Raw genomic sequence first — 14946 nt, forward strand, 5'->3', positions numbered from 1 at the left:
GCAGCTTCGGGCTGCGATTTTTTGCTTTCTCACTCGGTACTGCCGAGCCCTTGCCAGTGCTTCAACCCGATAAAGATGAAGCGCAGCTGCTGGGTGATCTTCGCCTGTGGCGTCAAATGTTCGGGCAGGGCTTCGGCGGGCGGATCGATGATGTCCGGCAGGGTGGCGAACACCGATTTGACGATCAGATCGGCCATCACGCTCAGGCCTTCGCGATTGAGGTGCTGGAGCTTGGGCATCAACGCCAGATCCGCCGCCAGGTCGGAGCTGATGTCCTCACGCAAACGGCCAATGGCCTGACGCACCGGCAACGATCCGCCGTACTGCTCGCGGGCCAGAAACAGGAATTGCGAACGGTTGGCGCTGACCACGTCGAGGAAGATCCGCACCGACGCATCGATGATGCCGCCCATGACGAATTCGTTGTGGCGGACCAGGCGGATGGTTTCGCGGAAGGTCTGGCCGACTTCGCTGACCAGTACCAGGCCGAGTTCGTCCATATCAGCGAAATGCCGGTAGAAACCGGTGGGCACGATGCCGGCGGTTTTCGTCACTTCACGCAGGCTCAGGCTGCCGAATCCTCGGCCGCTTTCCATCAAGTGGCGGGCAGCGTCCATCAGGGCGTTGCGGGTCTGTTGTTTCTGTTCGGCGCGGGGCAGCATCGCAAGGGTGTGTTCTTAGGCAAGACAAGCGCCGCACTCTAGCAAATCGGCTTTGTCGGCGTCGAACGGCAGCGGGGGAGATGGAGCAGGGAAATCGCGACTTCTTTATACCGGCTGCTGAAAAGTCAAAAGCCCAATCCGGGGATTGGGCTTTTTTTCCAGGCCGCCATGGGCTTAGCTCAAAGCGCTGTTGCGTTCGATCACGCGGTCACCACCACCTTCGGCCAGCGTTTGACCTTGTGGGGTTTTGTCGTAGCCGTCAGCAGCCAGGGTTTGACCTTGTGGGGTACGGTCGCCGCCGTCAGAAGCCAGAGTCTGGCCTTGTGGGGTACGGTCGCCACCGTCAGATGCCAGGGTTTGACCTTGTGGAGTGCGATCCGAACCGTCTTGAACCAGACCTTTCTCTTCCAGACGATCACGGCCGCCTTCAGCTACGGTTTGACCTTGTGGGGTTTTGTCATAGCCATCTTGAACCAGACCTTTTTCTTCCAGACGGTTGCGACCGTTTTCAGCCAGGGTCTGGCCTTGTGGAGTGCGGTCCGAGCCATCAGCGGCAACAGTCTGGCTGAACACCGAGTGGCTGGATTTCACTTGCGGGGTAGCCTGTTCGGCAGCTGGCAGGGCGAAAGCGGTGCTGGCCAGCATCGAGAGGGTAAGACTGAACAGAAGTTGGCGTTTCATGATGGGTTGCTCCTTGGGAGGGCGATAAAGTGGGTACGAGGGCAATGCTACTCTCGATAAGTCGATATAAAAGTTCATAAACACAATGGTAATAATCAACAGAATTGATTGTTCGCTTGGGAGGCTCTAGCTCGGGCGTTTCAGACGGGCCGTTTTGCACTGCGGTGGGTATTTTCCACCCACTCGCGCTCCGCAAAAGTGCGGGCCCGGTAACGCCAACTCGACCGATCGGTCAGAATGGCGACCGTTTTTCCCCCTCGAGGGGGCTTTGGATTAAACCTGCGGGCTGTTTGTCAGTCACATATTTCATGAGGGCCATCACGGCCCGCCGTTTCAGCTGCGTCGTGCCAATGGATGCAGTCGTCTTCAGGAGCTTTGTGCATGACGCGCACGCGTAAAATCTTCGCCTGGACCTTCGCCACCCTCGTGCTGCTTCTGGCAGTGCTGGTGTTGATCATCGTGTTCTTCGACTGGAACCGGATCAAACCGCCGCTCAACGCCAAAGTCTCGGAAGAATTGCATCGACCGTTCGCCATTAACGGCAACCTGTCGGTGGTCTGGCGGCGTGAACTCGACGAGGGCGGCTGGCGCGCCTGGGTGCCGTGGCCGCACGTGGTAGCCGAAGACCTGACGCTGGGCAATCCGGACTGGTCGAAGCAGCCGCAGATGGTCACCCTTAAACGGGTCGAGTTGCGCATTTCGCCGCTGGCCTTGCTGGCGCAACGGGTGACGATTCCACGGATCGACCTGACCGAACCCAATGCACAATTGCAACGTTTGGCCGACGGCCGCGCCAACTGGACCTTCAAGTTCGATCCCAAGGATCCGAATGCCGAGCCGTCGAACTGGGTGGTCGACATCGGCGCCATTGGCTTCGACAAGGGCCACGTCACCCTGGATGACCAGACCCTCAAGACCAACCTCGACCTGCTGATCGATCCGCTGGGCAAGCCGATTCCGTTCAGCGACATCGTCGGCGACAAAGCCGCGAAAACCGCACAGGACAAGGACGGCGCACCGCAGGATTACGCCTTCGGCCTGAAAGTCACCGGCCAGTACCACGGCCAGAAACTCGCCGGCCAGGGCAAGATCGGCGGCTTGCTGGCCCTGCAGGACGCGAGCAAACCGTTCCCGTTGCAAGCCCAGGCGAAGATCGGCGATACCAGCGTCGAACTCGCCGGCACCCTGACCGATCCGCTGAATCTCGGTGCGCTCGATCTGCGCCTGAAACTGGCGGGCGCCAGCCTCGGCAATCTGTATCCGCTGACCGGCGTGACCCTGCCGGACACCCCGCCTTATGCCACCGACGGCCATTTGATCGCCAAGCTGCATGAGCCGGGCGGCGCGCAATTCCGCTATGAACAGTTCAACGGCAAGATCGGCAGCAGCGACATTCATGGCGATCTGGCCTACGTCGCCAGCCAGCCACGGCCCAAGCTGAGTGGCGCGCTGCTGTCCAATCAACTGCTATTCGCCGACCTCGCGCCGCTGATCGGTGCCGACTCCAATGCCAAGCAGAAGGCCCGTGGCGGCGAAAGCAAGCAGCCGGCGGACAAGGTGTTGCCGGTGGAAGAGTTCAAGACCGAGCGCTGGCGCGACATGGACGCCGACGTCGAATTCACCGGCAAACGCATCGTCCACAGCGAGGAACTGCCGTTCACCGACCTCTATACCCACCTGAAACTCAACGACGGCGAACTAAGCCTGGAGCCGCTGCGTTTCGGCGTGGCCGGTGGCAACCTCGACGCGCAGATTCGCCTCAACGGGCGCACCGAGCCGCTGGAAGGCCGGGCCAAATTGACCGCGCGCAAGTTCAAGCTCAAACAGCTGTTCCCGACCTTCGAACCGATGAAGACCAGTTTCGGCGAGCTCAACGGCGATGCTGATATTGCCGGTCGCGGCAACTCGGTGGCCAAACTGCTGGGCGGCGCCAACGGCAATCTGAAAATGCTGATCAACGACGGCGCGATCAGTCGCGAGTTGATGGAGCTGGCAGGGCTCAACGTCGGCAACTACGTGGTCGGCAAGATCTTTGGCGACAAGGAAGTGAAGATCAACTGCGCGGCGGCGGACTTCGACATCAAGACCGGCCTGGCGAGTACGCGGCTGTTTGTGTTCGATACCGAGAACGCAATCATCTACATCGACGGCACGGCGAACATGGCCACCGAGCAACTGGATCTGACGGTGACGCCGGAATCCAAAGGCTGGCGTTTGATTTCCCTGCGTTCGCCGCTGTACGTGCGTGGCAAATTCATCAAGCCGGATGCCGGGGTGAAAGCAGTGCCGCTAATGTTGCGCGGGGCAGGGATGGTGGCATTGGGCGTGATCGCTGCACCGGCGGCGGGACTGCTGGCGTTGGTGGCGCCGAGTGGTGGCGAGCCGAACCAGTGCGCGCCGTTGCTGGAGCAGATGAAGGCGGGCAAGGCACCGGTGACCGTCAAACCCACCAAGTAATCGCTGCAACCCGATCGTTCCCACGCAGAGCGTGGGAACGATCGGTCAGCGGGGGAGCGGGGATTAGAGGTCTTTCAGGATATCGGCCATGTCATCCGCATGCTCTTCTTCCTGAGCCAGGATGTCTTCGAAGATCCGCCGCGTGGTCGGATCCTTTTCGCCGATGTACTGGATGATCTCGCGGTAGCTGTCGATGGCGATCCGTTCGGCCACCAGGTCTTCGTAAACCATTTCCTTCAAGGTGTTGCCGGCCACGTATTGCGCGTGGGACATCTTCGACAGCAGGTCAGGGTTGAACTCGGGCTCGCCGCCCAGTTGCACGATGCGCTCGGCCAGACGGTCGGCGTGTTCGGCTTCCTGAGTGGCGTGCTCGAGGAACTCGTCGGCGGCGACGTTGGCTTTCAGGCCGTTGGCCATGAAGTAGTGGCGCTTGTAGCGCAAGACGCAGACCAGTTCAGTGGCCAGCGATTCGTTGAGCAGGCGCAGCACTTCTTCACGGTTGGCGCTGTAGCTTTCGGTCACTGCGCCGTTTTCCACGTGCTGGCGTGCGCGCTCGCGCAGGGTTTGAACATCAGACAAATGCAGGTCACTCATTTCAGTCTCCTGGAGGCTAATCCGATTGGCGTCACGTTCTGCTGACGTGATCGTTACCAGGTTGTGAGTGATGAACGCTGCAAAAAGTTTTGTCGGATTCAGCGCGGGACATGCCCGGAAAGCAGCGCCTCTTCGCGCAGCCAGGCAAAAAACGCTTTCACCGGTGGATGCCGCTCGCGGCCCGGCACGCACAGCGCGCTGTAACCGGCGCCGTCGACCTGCACTTCACCTTTGTACGGCACCAGCAGACCGCTGGCGACGCTCTCCGACACCAGAATATTGCTCGCCAGCACCAGCCCCTGTCCGGCAATGGCCGCTTGCAGGGCGTAATGCTCTTCGTCGTATTCGCGGACGGCCGGATGCTGATTCAGCCAGTTCTCGCCTGACTGCGCGCACCATGCCTCCCAGCCGTGGGCGTAGAGCTTTGAGTTGTGCCAGCGCACGCTGATCAGCGCCGGGGTGCGGCGGGCGGCCAGCGCCACTTGTTCCGGCGAGCCGTACACGCCGAACGATTCGTCGAACAGGCACAACCCGTAGAGGTTCGGGTAATCGTCGAGGCTGTAGCGCAGCACCAGATCGACGCTGGCGTCCTGATGCAGGTCGATGACTTCGCAATGGGTGTCAAGTCGCACATTGATGTTCGGATGCTTCGCGTAAAACCGCCCGAGTCGCGGCACAAGCCACAGCGCGGCGAACGCGGCGGTGGTCGACAGCGTCAGGCTGCTGCCGCTGCGTTTCGGGCGCAGGGTGTCGACGCTTTGCGCCACCTCCAGAAATGCCCCATGCAGGCTGCGAAATAGCCGCTCGCCGCCCTCGGTCAGGCGCACCTGACGCGGCAGGCGTTCGAACAGCGCCACGCCGAGCCAGTCCTCCAGCGAGCGGATCTGATGGGAAATCGCCGTCGGCGTCACCGCCAGTTCTTCGGCGGCCGCCTTGAAGCTCAACAGGCGTGAGGCTGATTCGAACGCGCGCAGGGCGGTCAGGGGCAAGGCAGCAAACATGAAAACTCCACGGATGAAATCAGTTCATCCCGACTGATTTTTGCTCATTTGAGGCAATGACTGAATGGCAGCAATCTGGCGCCACACCGTCACTCAAGTCTAGTCCCAAGGAGATTCAGATGAGCAAGATTCTTGCGATCCATGCCAGCCCTCGTGGTGAGCGTTCCCATTCGCGGCGCTTGGCGGAGAGCTTTCTCAGCGCCTGGCAAGTCCGTTATCCACAGACTCAGGTTACCCGCCGCGAGGTTGGGCGTACGTTGATTCCGGCGGTGAATGAAGCGTTTGTCGCAGCGGCGTTTTACCCGGAGCCCGAAGCGCGTCCGTTGACGATGCAGGCCGATCTGGCGCTCAGCGATCAGCTGGTGGGCGAGTTGTTCGATCACGACCTGCTGCTGATTTCCACGCCGATGTACAACTTCAACGTGCCCAGCGGCCTCAAGGCCTGGGTCGATCAGATCGTGCGGTTGGGCCTGACGTTCGACCATACGCTGGACAACGGCATTGCCCAGTACACGCCGCTGTTGCACGGCAAGAAGGCGCTGATCGTCACTAGTCGCGGAGGTTTCGGATTCGGCCCGGGTGGTGAGCTGGAGGCGTTGAACCACGCTGACCCATGGTTGCGCACCGCGCTGGGCTTCATCGGCATCAACGATGTCACGGTGGTCGCCGCCGAGGGCGAGGAATCCGCCGAGCGCACCTTTGCGGTGTCGGTGGCCGAGGCCGAGCAGCGCTTGCTCAACCTGGCCCGGGAGTTCTAGGTGGCCTGGCTGTTTCTGCTGATCGCGGCCGGGTTCGAGGTCACCTTCGCCATGGGCATGAAGTACGCCGAAGGTTTCACCCGGCTCTGGCCGTCGCTGATTACCGTGGTTGCGGCGGTGGGCGGGGTGTACTTCCTGACCCTGGCGATGCGCGAGTTGCCGGTGAGCATCGCCTATCCGATCTGGACCGCCATCGGCTCGCTCGGCACGGTGTTTCTCGGTTTCGCGCTGCTGGGCGAGAGCCTGACGCTGGTGAAGTTGTTGTCGGTGGGGCTGATTGTGGCGGGGGTGGTGGGGCTGAAGTAGGCTGGTCGTGGAGTTGTCATCATCGAGGAGGATGCTTGGCGGGCGTTTTGCACGCCCAGCATCCACTCACCGACCACAAGGATGTTTGCCCATGTCGCAAGATTCGGCCACACGTTATCCACTGGTGCTGGTGCCGGGAATGCTCGGTTTCATCCGTCTGGTGCTGTACCCGTACTGGTACGGGATCATCAAGGCGTTGCGCCGGGGTGGTGCAACGGTGATCGCGGTGCAGGTGTCGCCGCTCAATTCCACCGAAGTGCGCGGCGAGCAGTTGCTGACGCGCATCGATGAAATCCTGCGTGAGACCGGTGCGGCCAAGGTCAATCTGTTCGGCCATAGCCAGGGCTCGCTGACGGCGCGTTATGCGGCGGCCAAGCGACCGGATCTGGTGGCTTCAGTCACATCGGTGGCCGGGCCCAATCACGGTTCGGAACTGGCCGACTATCTGGCGAAACACTATCCGGCGGACAGCGCCAAGGGCCGCATTCTGGAAGCGCTGTTGCGTTTTATCGGCTGGCTGATGGCGCTGCTGGAAACCGGTTACCACGGGCCGAAACTGCCGGTGGATATTCACGCCTCGCACCATTCCCTGACCACCGAAGGCGTGGCCCTGTTCAATCAGCGTTATCCACAGGGCTTGCCTGATACCTGGGGCGGGCAGGGGCCGGAAGAGGTCAACGGCGTGCGTTATTACTCGTGGTCCGGCACCTTGCAACCGGGCAAGACCGATCGCGGTGGCAACCTGTTCGACGGCACCAACCGCAGTTGCCGGTTGTTCGCCAAAACCTTCGTGCGCGAGCCGGGGCAGTGCGACGGCATGGTCGGACGCTACAGCTCGCACCTGGGCACGGTCATCGGCGATGACTACCCGATGGATCACTTCGACATCGTCAACCAGTCGCTGGGACTGGTCGGCAAAGGCGCGGACCCGGTGCGGCTGTTCGTCGAGCATGCGGCGCGGTTGAAAGCCGCCGGGGTCTAGGCGGCGCTCGGAGTGCGGGAGCGACCGAGGACGGTGGTCCAGCGCTCGGAAAGAATCACCCCGCCCAGCGTCAGCAAGCCACCGACCAGGTGATACATCGCCAGTTGTTCCTTCAACACCACCGCTGCAATCAGCGCCGTGATCAACGGCAGCAGGTTGAAGAACAGCGTGGTCCGGCTCGGGCCAAGGCGCTGTACGGCCTGCATCCAGGCCAGCGGCGCGAGCATCGAGGCCAGCAGGCACGCGTACAGCACCAGCGGAATGTTCTGCAGGGTCAGGCCGGTTTTCGGTGAAGCCGCGTACAGCGGAAATAGCACCACCACCGCCACCAGCACCTGCAAATACAGCAACACCAGCGGCGGCAGGCGTAGCTGCCATTTTTTCAGCAGGGTGCTGTAGATCGCGTAGGCGAGGGTGGCGATCAGCATCATCGCGTCACCCAGGTTCACCCCGTGTTGCAGCAGTGCGCCGAGGCTGCCGGACGACACCACCACCAGCACGCCGGCGAATGACAGCACCGCACCGACCAGCGCGCCGGCGGTCAGGCGCTGGCCGAGGCTGATGATCGCCATGGCCAGCGACATCAACGGCATCAGCGAGAGGATGATGCCCATGTTGGTGGCGCTGGTCATGGTCGCGGCGAAGTAGGCCAGGCTCTGATAGACCGCCATGCCGAGTACGCCGAGGATGAAAATTTTGCCAAGGTTCGGGCGGATCTGCGGCCAGTGCGCAATTACTTTTTTGAGCATGAACGGCGTGAACAGCAGGCCGGCGAGCAGCCAGCGGTAGAAGCCGATCTCGGCGGGGAAGATTGCACCGACCGCGAGTTTGTTGATCACGGTGTTGCCGGCCCAGATGAAAATCGCCAGCAGGGGAAACGCGTATTGCATGGGAGGAGAAACCAGTACGTTGATGAATGGTGATTATCCCCTGTCTGGATGCAGGCCTATACTGCGAACCGGACAACCCGCCCCTGATTCCGGACAGCATGAACAGTAAACATATCGATCTGCTGGACTTCAGCGAACTGCCGTCGGCGGTGTATTTCCGCTATGCCGACTTCAACGCCCATGAATACGCCGCACCGCACCGCCATCCGTGGGGCACGCTGGAATACGCGGCCCACGGCGTGTTGCACATGGATGTCGACGGCAGCCGTTTCATGTCGCCGCCGCAGTACGCGGTGTGGGTGCCGCCGCAGGTGGAGCACAGTTTCTACAGCCATCAACCGGTCAACTATCGGGCGGTGTGCCTGGCGCCGGATGTCTGTTCCGATTTGCCGGCGCAGGCCTGCACCCTGGCGATCAGCGACATTCTCAAGGCGATTCTCAAGGACTTCGCCGCTCGTGATGTGAAGATCCCCGCGTTCGAAGCCGACCAGCGTCTGGCCCAGGTGCTGGTGGATCAATTGCGCCAGGCGCCGGTTCACCAATGCTATCTGCCCTACGCCAGCAGCCCCGGATTGCTGACCATCCTCGAAACCCTGCAGGCCGAGCCCGGCAACAACCAGCCGCTGGCGCACTGGGCGGCGCAGGTGCATGTCAGCGAGCGTACCCTGGCCCGGCAATTCGTGCGGGAGCTAGGGATGAGTTTCGGCGAGTGGCGCCAGCGGCTGCGTTATCTCGCGGCCATCGAGGCGCTGGAGTCGGCGCGCAGCGTGCAGGAGATCGCTTTCGATCTCGGCTACAGCAGCGGCTCGGCCTTCATCGCCATGTTTGCCCGGCAGGCTGGATGTACCCCGGAGCAGTATCGGCGCAGCCATCTTGAGGCTAGGAAGGTGTAACAAGCTTTGACTACACTCCAGCAGAGGCCACCTCCATCGAGGCGGCGCCAAGGAGAAAACTCCATGAAGATGCTGCGTGTCCCTTTGTTGATGATCGGTCTGCTGCTGTGCTCCCAGGGTTTCGCCGCCACGGCGCAACAGAACAAGATGACCACCTGCAACGCCGACGCCACGGCCAAGAGCCTCAAGGGCGACGAGCGCAAAGCCTTCATGAGCACCTGCCTCAAGGCAGCCCCGGCGGCCAACGACGCCAAGGCCCTGACCCCGCAGCAGGAAAAGATGAAAACCTGTAATGCCGATGCCAAGACCAAGGCGCTGACGGGTGATGCGCGCAAGACGTTCATGAGTGATTGTCTGAAGAAAAAATAAGATCGACAGATCGCAGCGAGCGGCAGGGCATCCGCTCGCTTCGGCGCCGGATCGCTGGCAGACTGCCAATCCTTTTACGCCGTTCGTTTTGAGGCTGTATGCCAACGTTTTCTGAGCGTCATGTAGTGTTCTGGGTCAGTTGCATCATCATTTTCGGCGGTCTGTTGCTGGTGTTGCCATTGCGTCTGCTGCCCAGTCTGCTGGCTGGGTTGCTGGTGTTCGAACTGGTCAACATGCTCACCCCGCAACTACAACGTCTGATCGAAGGCCGGCGCGCGCGCTGGCTGGCGGTGGCGCTGCTGGGCACGCTGGTGGTGAGTGTGCTGGCGCTGATCTTTGCCGGGGCCATCAGTTTCCTGCTGCACGAGGCGGAAAACCCCGGGGCTTCCCTCGATAAATTCATGGGCGTGGTCGACCGCGCGCGCGGGCAACTGCCGCCGTTTCTCGACAGCTACCTGCCGGCCAGTGCCGCCGAGTTCCGTGTGGCCATCGGTGAATGGGCGAGCAAACACCTGTCCGACCTGCAACTGGTGGGCAAGGACGCGGCGCACATGTTCGTGACGCTGCTGATCGGCATGGTGCTGGGCGCGATCATCGCCTTGCAGCGCGTGCCGGACGTCACCAAGCGCAAGCCGCTGGCGGCCGCGCTGTTCGACCGTCTGCACTTGCTGGTTCAGGCGTTTCGCAACATCGTGTTCGCGCAGATCAAGATTTCCCTGCTCAACACCTTCTTCACCGGGATTTTCCTGGCGGTGATCCTGCCGATGTTCGGGATCAAGCTGCCGCTGACCAAGACCCTGATCGTGCTGACGTTCCTGCTCGGTCTGCTGCCGGTGATCGGCAATCTGATGTCGAACACGCTGATCACCATCGTCGGCCTGTCGCTGTCGATCTGGGTGGCGATTGCGGCGCTGGGTTATCTGATCTTTATCCACAAGCTGGAATACTTTCTCAACGCGCGCATCGTCGGCGGGCAGATCAGTGCCAAGTCCTGGGAGTTGCTGCTGGCAATGCTGGTGTTCGAGGCCGCGTTCGGCCTGCCGGGGGTGGTGGCGGGGCCGATCTATTACGCGTATCTGAAGAGTGAGTTGAAGCTGGGCGGGATGGTTTGATCCAGGCTTGATCGTTCCCACGCTCTGCGTGGGAATGCCTCAATGGACGCTCTGCGTCCGCTTTGGGACGCAGAGCGTCCCGGGCTGCATTCCCACGCAGAGCGTGGGAACGATCTTCGTGCGGTGTCAGTTCACCGAGCCATAGCGTTTCATGGCTTCAATCGCCAGACCGCTACCAATGCTGCCAAAGATATTCCCTTCCACATGCCGCGCGTTCGGCAGCATCGCCGAGACGCTGTTGCGCAGTGCCGGAATACCGCTCGAACCACCGGTGAAGAACACCGTATCAACCTGACCCACCGCCACATTGGCGTCCGCCAGCAACTGGGTGACGCTGCCGCGCACGCGCTCGAGCTGCGACTCGATGGCCGATTCGAACAGCGCCCGGGTCAGTTCCACGCTCAGGCCCGACTCGATGCGATCCAGCGGCACATGACGGCTGTCGTTGTGGGTCAGCTGGATCTTGGTTTCTTCCACTTCCATCGCCAGCCAGTGCCCGGCGCGCTGCTCGATCAGTTTGAACAGACGGTCGATGCCGCCGGTGTCCTCGATGTCGTAGCGCATGCTGCCCAGAGCCAGGGTCGATTTCTGCGAGTACACCGAGTTGATGGTGTGCCAGGTCGCCAGGTTCATGTGGTGGCTGGTCGGCATGAACGCGCCGCTTTTCATGCGGCTGCCATAGCCGAACAGCGGCATCAGGCCTTGCAGGCTCAACTGTTTGTCGAAGTCGGTCCCGCCGATGTGCACGCCGCCGGTGGCGAGAATGTCATCGTGACGGTTATCCACACCGCGACGCTCGGGCGACAGGCGCACCAGCGAGAAGTCCGACGTACCACCGCCGATGTCGACGATCAGTACCAGCTCTTCCTTTTCGATGGTCGACTCGTAGTCGAAGGCCGCGGCAATCGGCTCGTACTGGAACGAAACGTCCTTGAAGCCGAGCTTGCGCGCCACTTCCACCAGGGTGTCTTCGGCTTCCTGGTCGGCCAGCGGATCGTCGTCGACGAAGAACACCGGACGGCCCAGCACCACCTGCTCGAACTCACGACCGGCGGCCGCTTCGGCGCGGCTCTTGAGCTGGCCGATGAACAGCCCGAGCAAGTCCTTGAACGGCATCGCGGTGCCGAGGACGCTGGTGTCGTGCTTGATCAGCTTGGAACCGAGCAGGCTCTTGAGCGAGCGCATCAGCCGGCCTTCGTAGCCTTCCAGGTATTCGTGCAGCGCCAGGCGACCGTAAACCGGGCGGCGCTCCTCGATGTTGAAGAAGACCACCGACGGCAGGGTGATCTTGTCGTCTTCCAGCGCGATCATCGTTTCCACGCCGGGGCGCAGCCAGCCGACGGTGGAGTTGGACGTGCCGAAGTCGATGCCGCAGGCACGGGCTGGAGAGGCGTCTTTCATGGTCTTTCGGTTCCGGTCAAAAAAACGGCCGCGCAGTGTATGTCAGTGCGCGACAGATTCGAAGGCCGGTCATCTGCTATTTCACGACTAAGCTTGCTTGAAACTCGCCGCTTTGCCCCAAACTTGCTGGCATGGGCCGGCAGACATACCGGCGGTCGCAAGAACCGCCGTCCACTGCCGATAAACTTCTGCTGCGCCACCCGGTCACAAACTTGAGATCGGTCAACCCGGCACGCGCGAATAGGCGCATGCTGGGATCGGCGCGAAATCGATAACGGATGGTGATTCCTTCGATGGACTTCAAAGACTATTACAAGATACTCGGCGTGGAGCCGACGGCTGACGACAAGGCAATCAAGGCTGCCTATCGCAAGCTGGCGCGCAAATACCACCCCGATGTCAGCAAGGAAAAAGACGCTGAGGCCAAGTTCAAGGACGCCTCGGAAGCCTATGAAGCGCTGAAAAGTGCCGACAAACGCGCCGAATACGACGAACTGCGTCGTTATGGTCAGCACGGCCAGCCGTTTCAGGGCCCACCTGGCTGGCAGAGCCGTGGCGGCTTTGGCGGCGGCGGTGGCGACACCGGCGACTTTTCGGACTTCTTCAGTTCGATCTTCGGCAATCGCGGCCCCGGTTTCGGTGGCGGCGCTGGCCGGCAATCCCGCAGCGCCGGACGGCGAGGGCAAGACGTGGAACTGGAACTGCCGATCTTTCTGGAAGAGACGCTTTCGAACGAATCGAAAAAGATCAGCTTCCAGGTTCCGCAATACAACGGTTCGGGCCAGCACGTCAGCAACACCAGCAAGAGCCTGAACGTGAAGATCCCGGCCGGCGTGGCCGACGGCGAGCGTATTCGCCTCAAGGGCCAGGGCGCACCGGGCATCGGTGGCGGCGCCAATGGCGATCTGTACCTGACCATCCGTTTCGCGCCGCACCCGAAATTCGACGTTGAAGGCGAAAACCTGATCATCACCCTGCCGCTCGCTCCCTGGGAGCTGGCGCTGGGCGCCGAAGTGGCCGTGCCGACCCTCACCGGCAAGATCAACCTCAAGGTCCCGGCCGGCAGCCAGAACGGCCAGCGCATGCGTGCCAAGGGCCATGGCTTGCAGAACAAGGCCGGCGAACGCGGTTATCTGTTCGTCCAGCTGAAGGCCGTGATGCCGAAAGCCAACGGCGATGACGTCAAGGCGCTGTGGCAGGAACTGGCGAAGAAGGCCGCCTTCAATCCGCGAGAGAACTTCTGATACTGACGACGGAGTAGCCCATCATGAGCAGCCCCCTGATCGTTCAACTGGACATGGCAGAATTCTGTGAGGCGGCCGACCTGTCGGACGTCTACGTGATCGAAATCGTCGAGCACGGCATCCTCGAACCTCAGGGCGCGCAGCCCCGGGAATGGCGCTTCACCGACTACGAACTGGCCCTGGCCAAACGCGCCGCCAAGCTGCGGCGCGACCTTGACCTGGAATGGGAAGGCGTCGCCCTGGCGCTGGACCTGCTGGAAGAAGTGCAGGAGCTGCGGGCCGAGAACCGCATGCTCCGTCAGCGTCTGGCGCGGCTGGTGGTCGAGTAGCGCTTCAAACCTGTCTGGGCAGCGTCACGCTGAACAGCGTTCCGTCGGCTTCGCTTGAACTGACTTCGATCGCCCCGCCGTGGGCGGTCACCACTTCCTTGACGATGAACAGGCCCAGACCGAGGCTGGTCGACGGCTGGCCGAGTTCTTCGTCGGCACTGCGCACCAATGGATCGAAAATCGTGCCGATGGCCTCTTCGGGGATGGGGTTGCCGTAGTTTTGCACGCTCAGGTGAACGCTTCCCGAATCGCCCCGCAGCGTCACCAGAACTTCCCGCGGGTCTGAACCATGCTGCAAGGCATTGCCGATCAGATTTTGCAGCAATTGATCGATCCGTCCGGCATCCCAGACGCCGCGGGTGTCGCCCTCGGTTTTCAATGTCGGATCACATTCCGGATTGCCGGCGCAGGCTTCGGCGATGGCTGCTCGCGCCGCGTCGGCCAGGTCCATCGGTGCCGGTTCGATCGGCAGGCTTCTGCCCAGGCGGCTGCGCACCAGTTCCAGCAGGTCGCTGACCATCGCCGCCATGTGCCGCGCGCCTTGCTTGATGTTCAGCGCACAGGTCAGCGCATCGCCTTCAAGCGCTGTTTTGCGCATCAGCAATTCGGTTGACATGCTGACCGCTTGCAGCGGCGCGCGCAGGTCGTGACCGAGGATCGCGAGGAAAATGTCCCGCGAGCGGTTGACCTGCTCGGCGTAGGCGGCCGTCGATTCGGCCAGGGCTTCATCAATGGCTTCGTTGAAGCGGATCATGTCCTGAAAATACGCCATGTCCGGGGATTCCAGACTGCCGACCCAGAGGCGGATCACGCAGGCACGCAAATGGCGGAACTCCGATGTCATCTGCACCAGATCAAACCCGACGGTATGCCGCAACTCGCCATGGCTGGCGCCGGCCTCGTCCAGGCTTGGGGTTTTCTCCGGGCCTTCGCCCTTGGCCTTGGCGATTTGTTCGCTGGCGGTCTGTGCGGTGTCCATGTCGCGCGCGGCGGCCAGCAGGATCGCCCGGGCATGATCACGCAACGCTGCCCGATCCATGGTGTCGGCCGCCGGAGTGATGGTCCTGGCGAACTGTTCCCATTCCTCGACGATGTGATCCGCGTGTTGCCGGATGAATTCGGATAAACGCATGTCCGGGTTCCTGGAAATTCAAGGCGGGGCGTTCGAATATTAGCCCCTTTGCGCGGGAATGAAAGCGCCGCTTGGAGCTGAAATTTTCGCTGACAACCCGCCGTGCCACGATACATATCTACCGCAGCCACAGAG

Annotated in this window: 16 protein-coding genes; 9 read left to right on the forward strand and 7 right to left on the reverse strand. The window is 61.7% G+C overall.

The features are described from left to right. Positions 1-29 precede the first annotated feature (29 nt). Positions 30-662, reverse strand: a complete 633-nt coding sequence (locus tag AC0R79_RS04010) for a TetR family transcriptional regulator (protein ID WP_007950628.1) — start codon at positions 660-662, stop codon at positions 30-32. Positions 663-836: 174 nt separating this feature from the next. Further along, positions 837-1343, reverse strand: a complete 507-nt coding sequence (locus tag AC0R79_RS04015; RefSeq protein WP_127796770.1) for a hypothetical protein — start codon at positions 1341-1343, stop codon at positions 837-839. Positions 1344-1724: 381 nt separating this feature from the next. On the opposite strand from AC0R79_RS04015, the gene AC0R79_RS04020 reads away from it, so the two are divergent. Then, positions 1725-3800 (forward strand): AsmA family protein, encoded by a 2076-nt coding sequence (locus AC0R79_RS04020; protein ID WP_474733299.1) that lies wholly within the window; start codon positions 1725-1727, stop codon positions 3798-3800. 63 nt (positions 3801-3863) lie between these two features. Here AC0R79_RS04020 and AC0R79_RS04025 read toward each other — a convergent pair whose 3' ends face one another. Then, positions 3864-4394 carry a ferritin-like domain-containing protein gene (locus tag AC0R79_RS04025; protein WP_064379129.1) on the reverse strand — a complete coding sequence of 177 codons (531 nt, stop codon included), beginning with the start codon at positions 4392-4394 and terminating at the stop codon, positions 3864-3866. Positions 4395-4492: 98 nt separating this feature from the next. Further along, positions 4493-5395, reverse strand: a complete 903-nt coding sequence (locus AC0R79_RS04030) for a LysR substrate-binding domain-containing protein (RefSeq protein ID WP_474733301.1) — start codon at positions 5393-5395, stop codon at positions 4493-4495. Between the two features lie 119 nt (positions 5396-5514). Between AC0R79_RS04030 and AC0R79_RS04035 the strand changes: the two genes are divergently transcribed. The 3 genes from AC0R79_RS04035 (at position 5515) to AC0R79_RS04045 (ending at position 7441) form a co-directional block, all read left to right on the forward strand. Further along, positions 5515-6153 carry an FMN-dependent NADH-azoreductase gene (locus AC0R79_RS04035; protein WP_474733303.1) on the forward strand — a complete coding sequence of 213 codons (639 nt, stop codon included), beginning with the start codon at positions 5515-5517 and terminating at the stop codon, positions 6151-6153. Then, a complete protein-coding gene (locus tag AC0R79_RS04040) occupies positions 6154-6459 on the forward strand; it encodes a DMT family transporter (RefSeq protein WP_011332220.1) in 306 nt (101 codons plus the stop codon). A gap of 91 nt (positions 6460-6550) precedes the next feature. Then, positions 6551-7441, forward strand: a complete 891-nt coding sequence (locus AC0R79_RS04045) for an esterase/lipase family protein (RefSeq protein ID WP_474733306.1) — start codon at positions 6551-6553, stop codon at positions 7439-7441. Here the strand turns inward: AC0R79_RS04045 and AC0R79_RS04050 are convergent. Next, on the reverse strand, positions 7438-8331 hold the full coding sequence (locus AC0R79_RS04050) for a DMT family transporter (RefSeq protein ID WP_273897073.1): 894 nt from the start codon (positions 8329-8331) through the stop codon (positions 7438-7440). The genes AC0R79_RS04045 and AC0R79_RS04050 overlap by 4 nt on opposite strands. Before the next feature lie 98 nt (positions 8332-8429). Here AC0R79_RS04050 and AC0R79_RS04055 point away from each other — a divergent pair, with 98 nt between their 5' ends. The 3 genes from AC0R79_RS04055 (at position 8430) to AC0R79_RS04065 (ending at position 10705) form a co-directional block, all read left to right on the forward strand. Continuing rightward, a complete protein-coding gene (locus tag AC0R79_RS04055; protein WP_039766731.1) occupies positions 8430-9224 on the forward strand; it encodes an AraC family transcriptional regulator in 795 nt (264 codons plus the stop codon). Positions 9225-9287: 63 nt separating this feature from the next. Continuing rightward, positions 9288-9593, forward strand: a complete 306-nt coding sequence (locus tag AC0R79_RS04060; RefSeq protein ID WP_064379136.1) for a PsiF family protein — start codon at positions 9288-9290, stop codon at positions 9591-9593. Between the two features lie 98 nt (positions 9594-9691). Beyond that, positions 9692-10705 carry an AI-2E family transporter gene (locus AC0R79_RS04065; protein ID WP_007950612.1) on the forward strand — a complete coding sequence of 338 codons (1014 nt, stop codon included), beginning with the start codon at positions 9692-9694 and terminating at the stop codon, positions 10703-10705. 126 nt (positions 10706-10831) lie between these two features. On the opposite strand, the gene AC0R79_RS04070 is transcribed toward AC0R79_RS04065, so the two are convergent. Then, on the reverse strand, positions 10832-12106 hold the full coding sequence (locus tag AC0R79_RS04070) for an Hsp70 family protein (RefSeq protein WP_127796776.1): 1275 nt from the start codon (positions 12104-12106) through the stop codon (positions 10832-10834). Positions 12107-12399: 293 nt separating this feature from the next. On the opposite strand from AC0R79_RS04070, the gene AC0R79_RS04075 reads away from it, so the two are divergent. Next, the gene (locus AC0R79_RS04075; protein ID WP_064600657.1) at positions 12400-13350 is read left to right on the forward strand and encodes a DnaJ C-terminal domain-containing protein; all 951 of its coding nucleotides are present in this window, start codon (positions 12400-12402) and stop codon (positions 13348-13350) included. A 23-nt stretch (positions 13351-13373) separates the two neighbouring features. Continuing rightward, complete coding sequence (locus AC0R79_RS04080; protein WP_007950609.1) at positions 13374-13679, forward strand: chaperone modulator CbpM; 306 nt, start codon at positions 13374-13376, stop codon at positions 13677-13679. Between the two features lie 4 nt (positions 13680-13683). Here AC0R79_RS04080 and AC0R79_RS04085 read toward each other — a convergent pair whose 3' ends face one another. After that, complete coding sequence (locus AC0R79_RS04085) at positions 13684-14811, reverse strand: sensor histidine kinase (RefSeq protein WP_474733313.1); 1128 nt, start codon at positions 14809-14811, stop codon at positions 13684-13686. Positions 14812-14946 lie beyond the last annotated feature (135 nt).

It is taken from the genome of Pseudomonas sp. HD57-3, assembly GCF_056113135.1.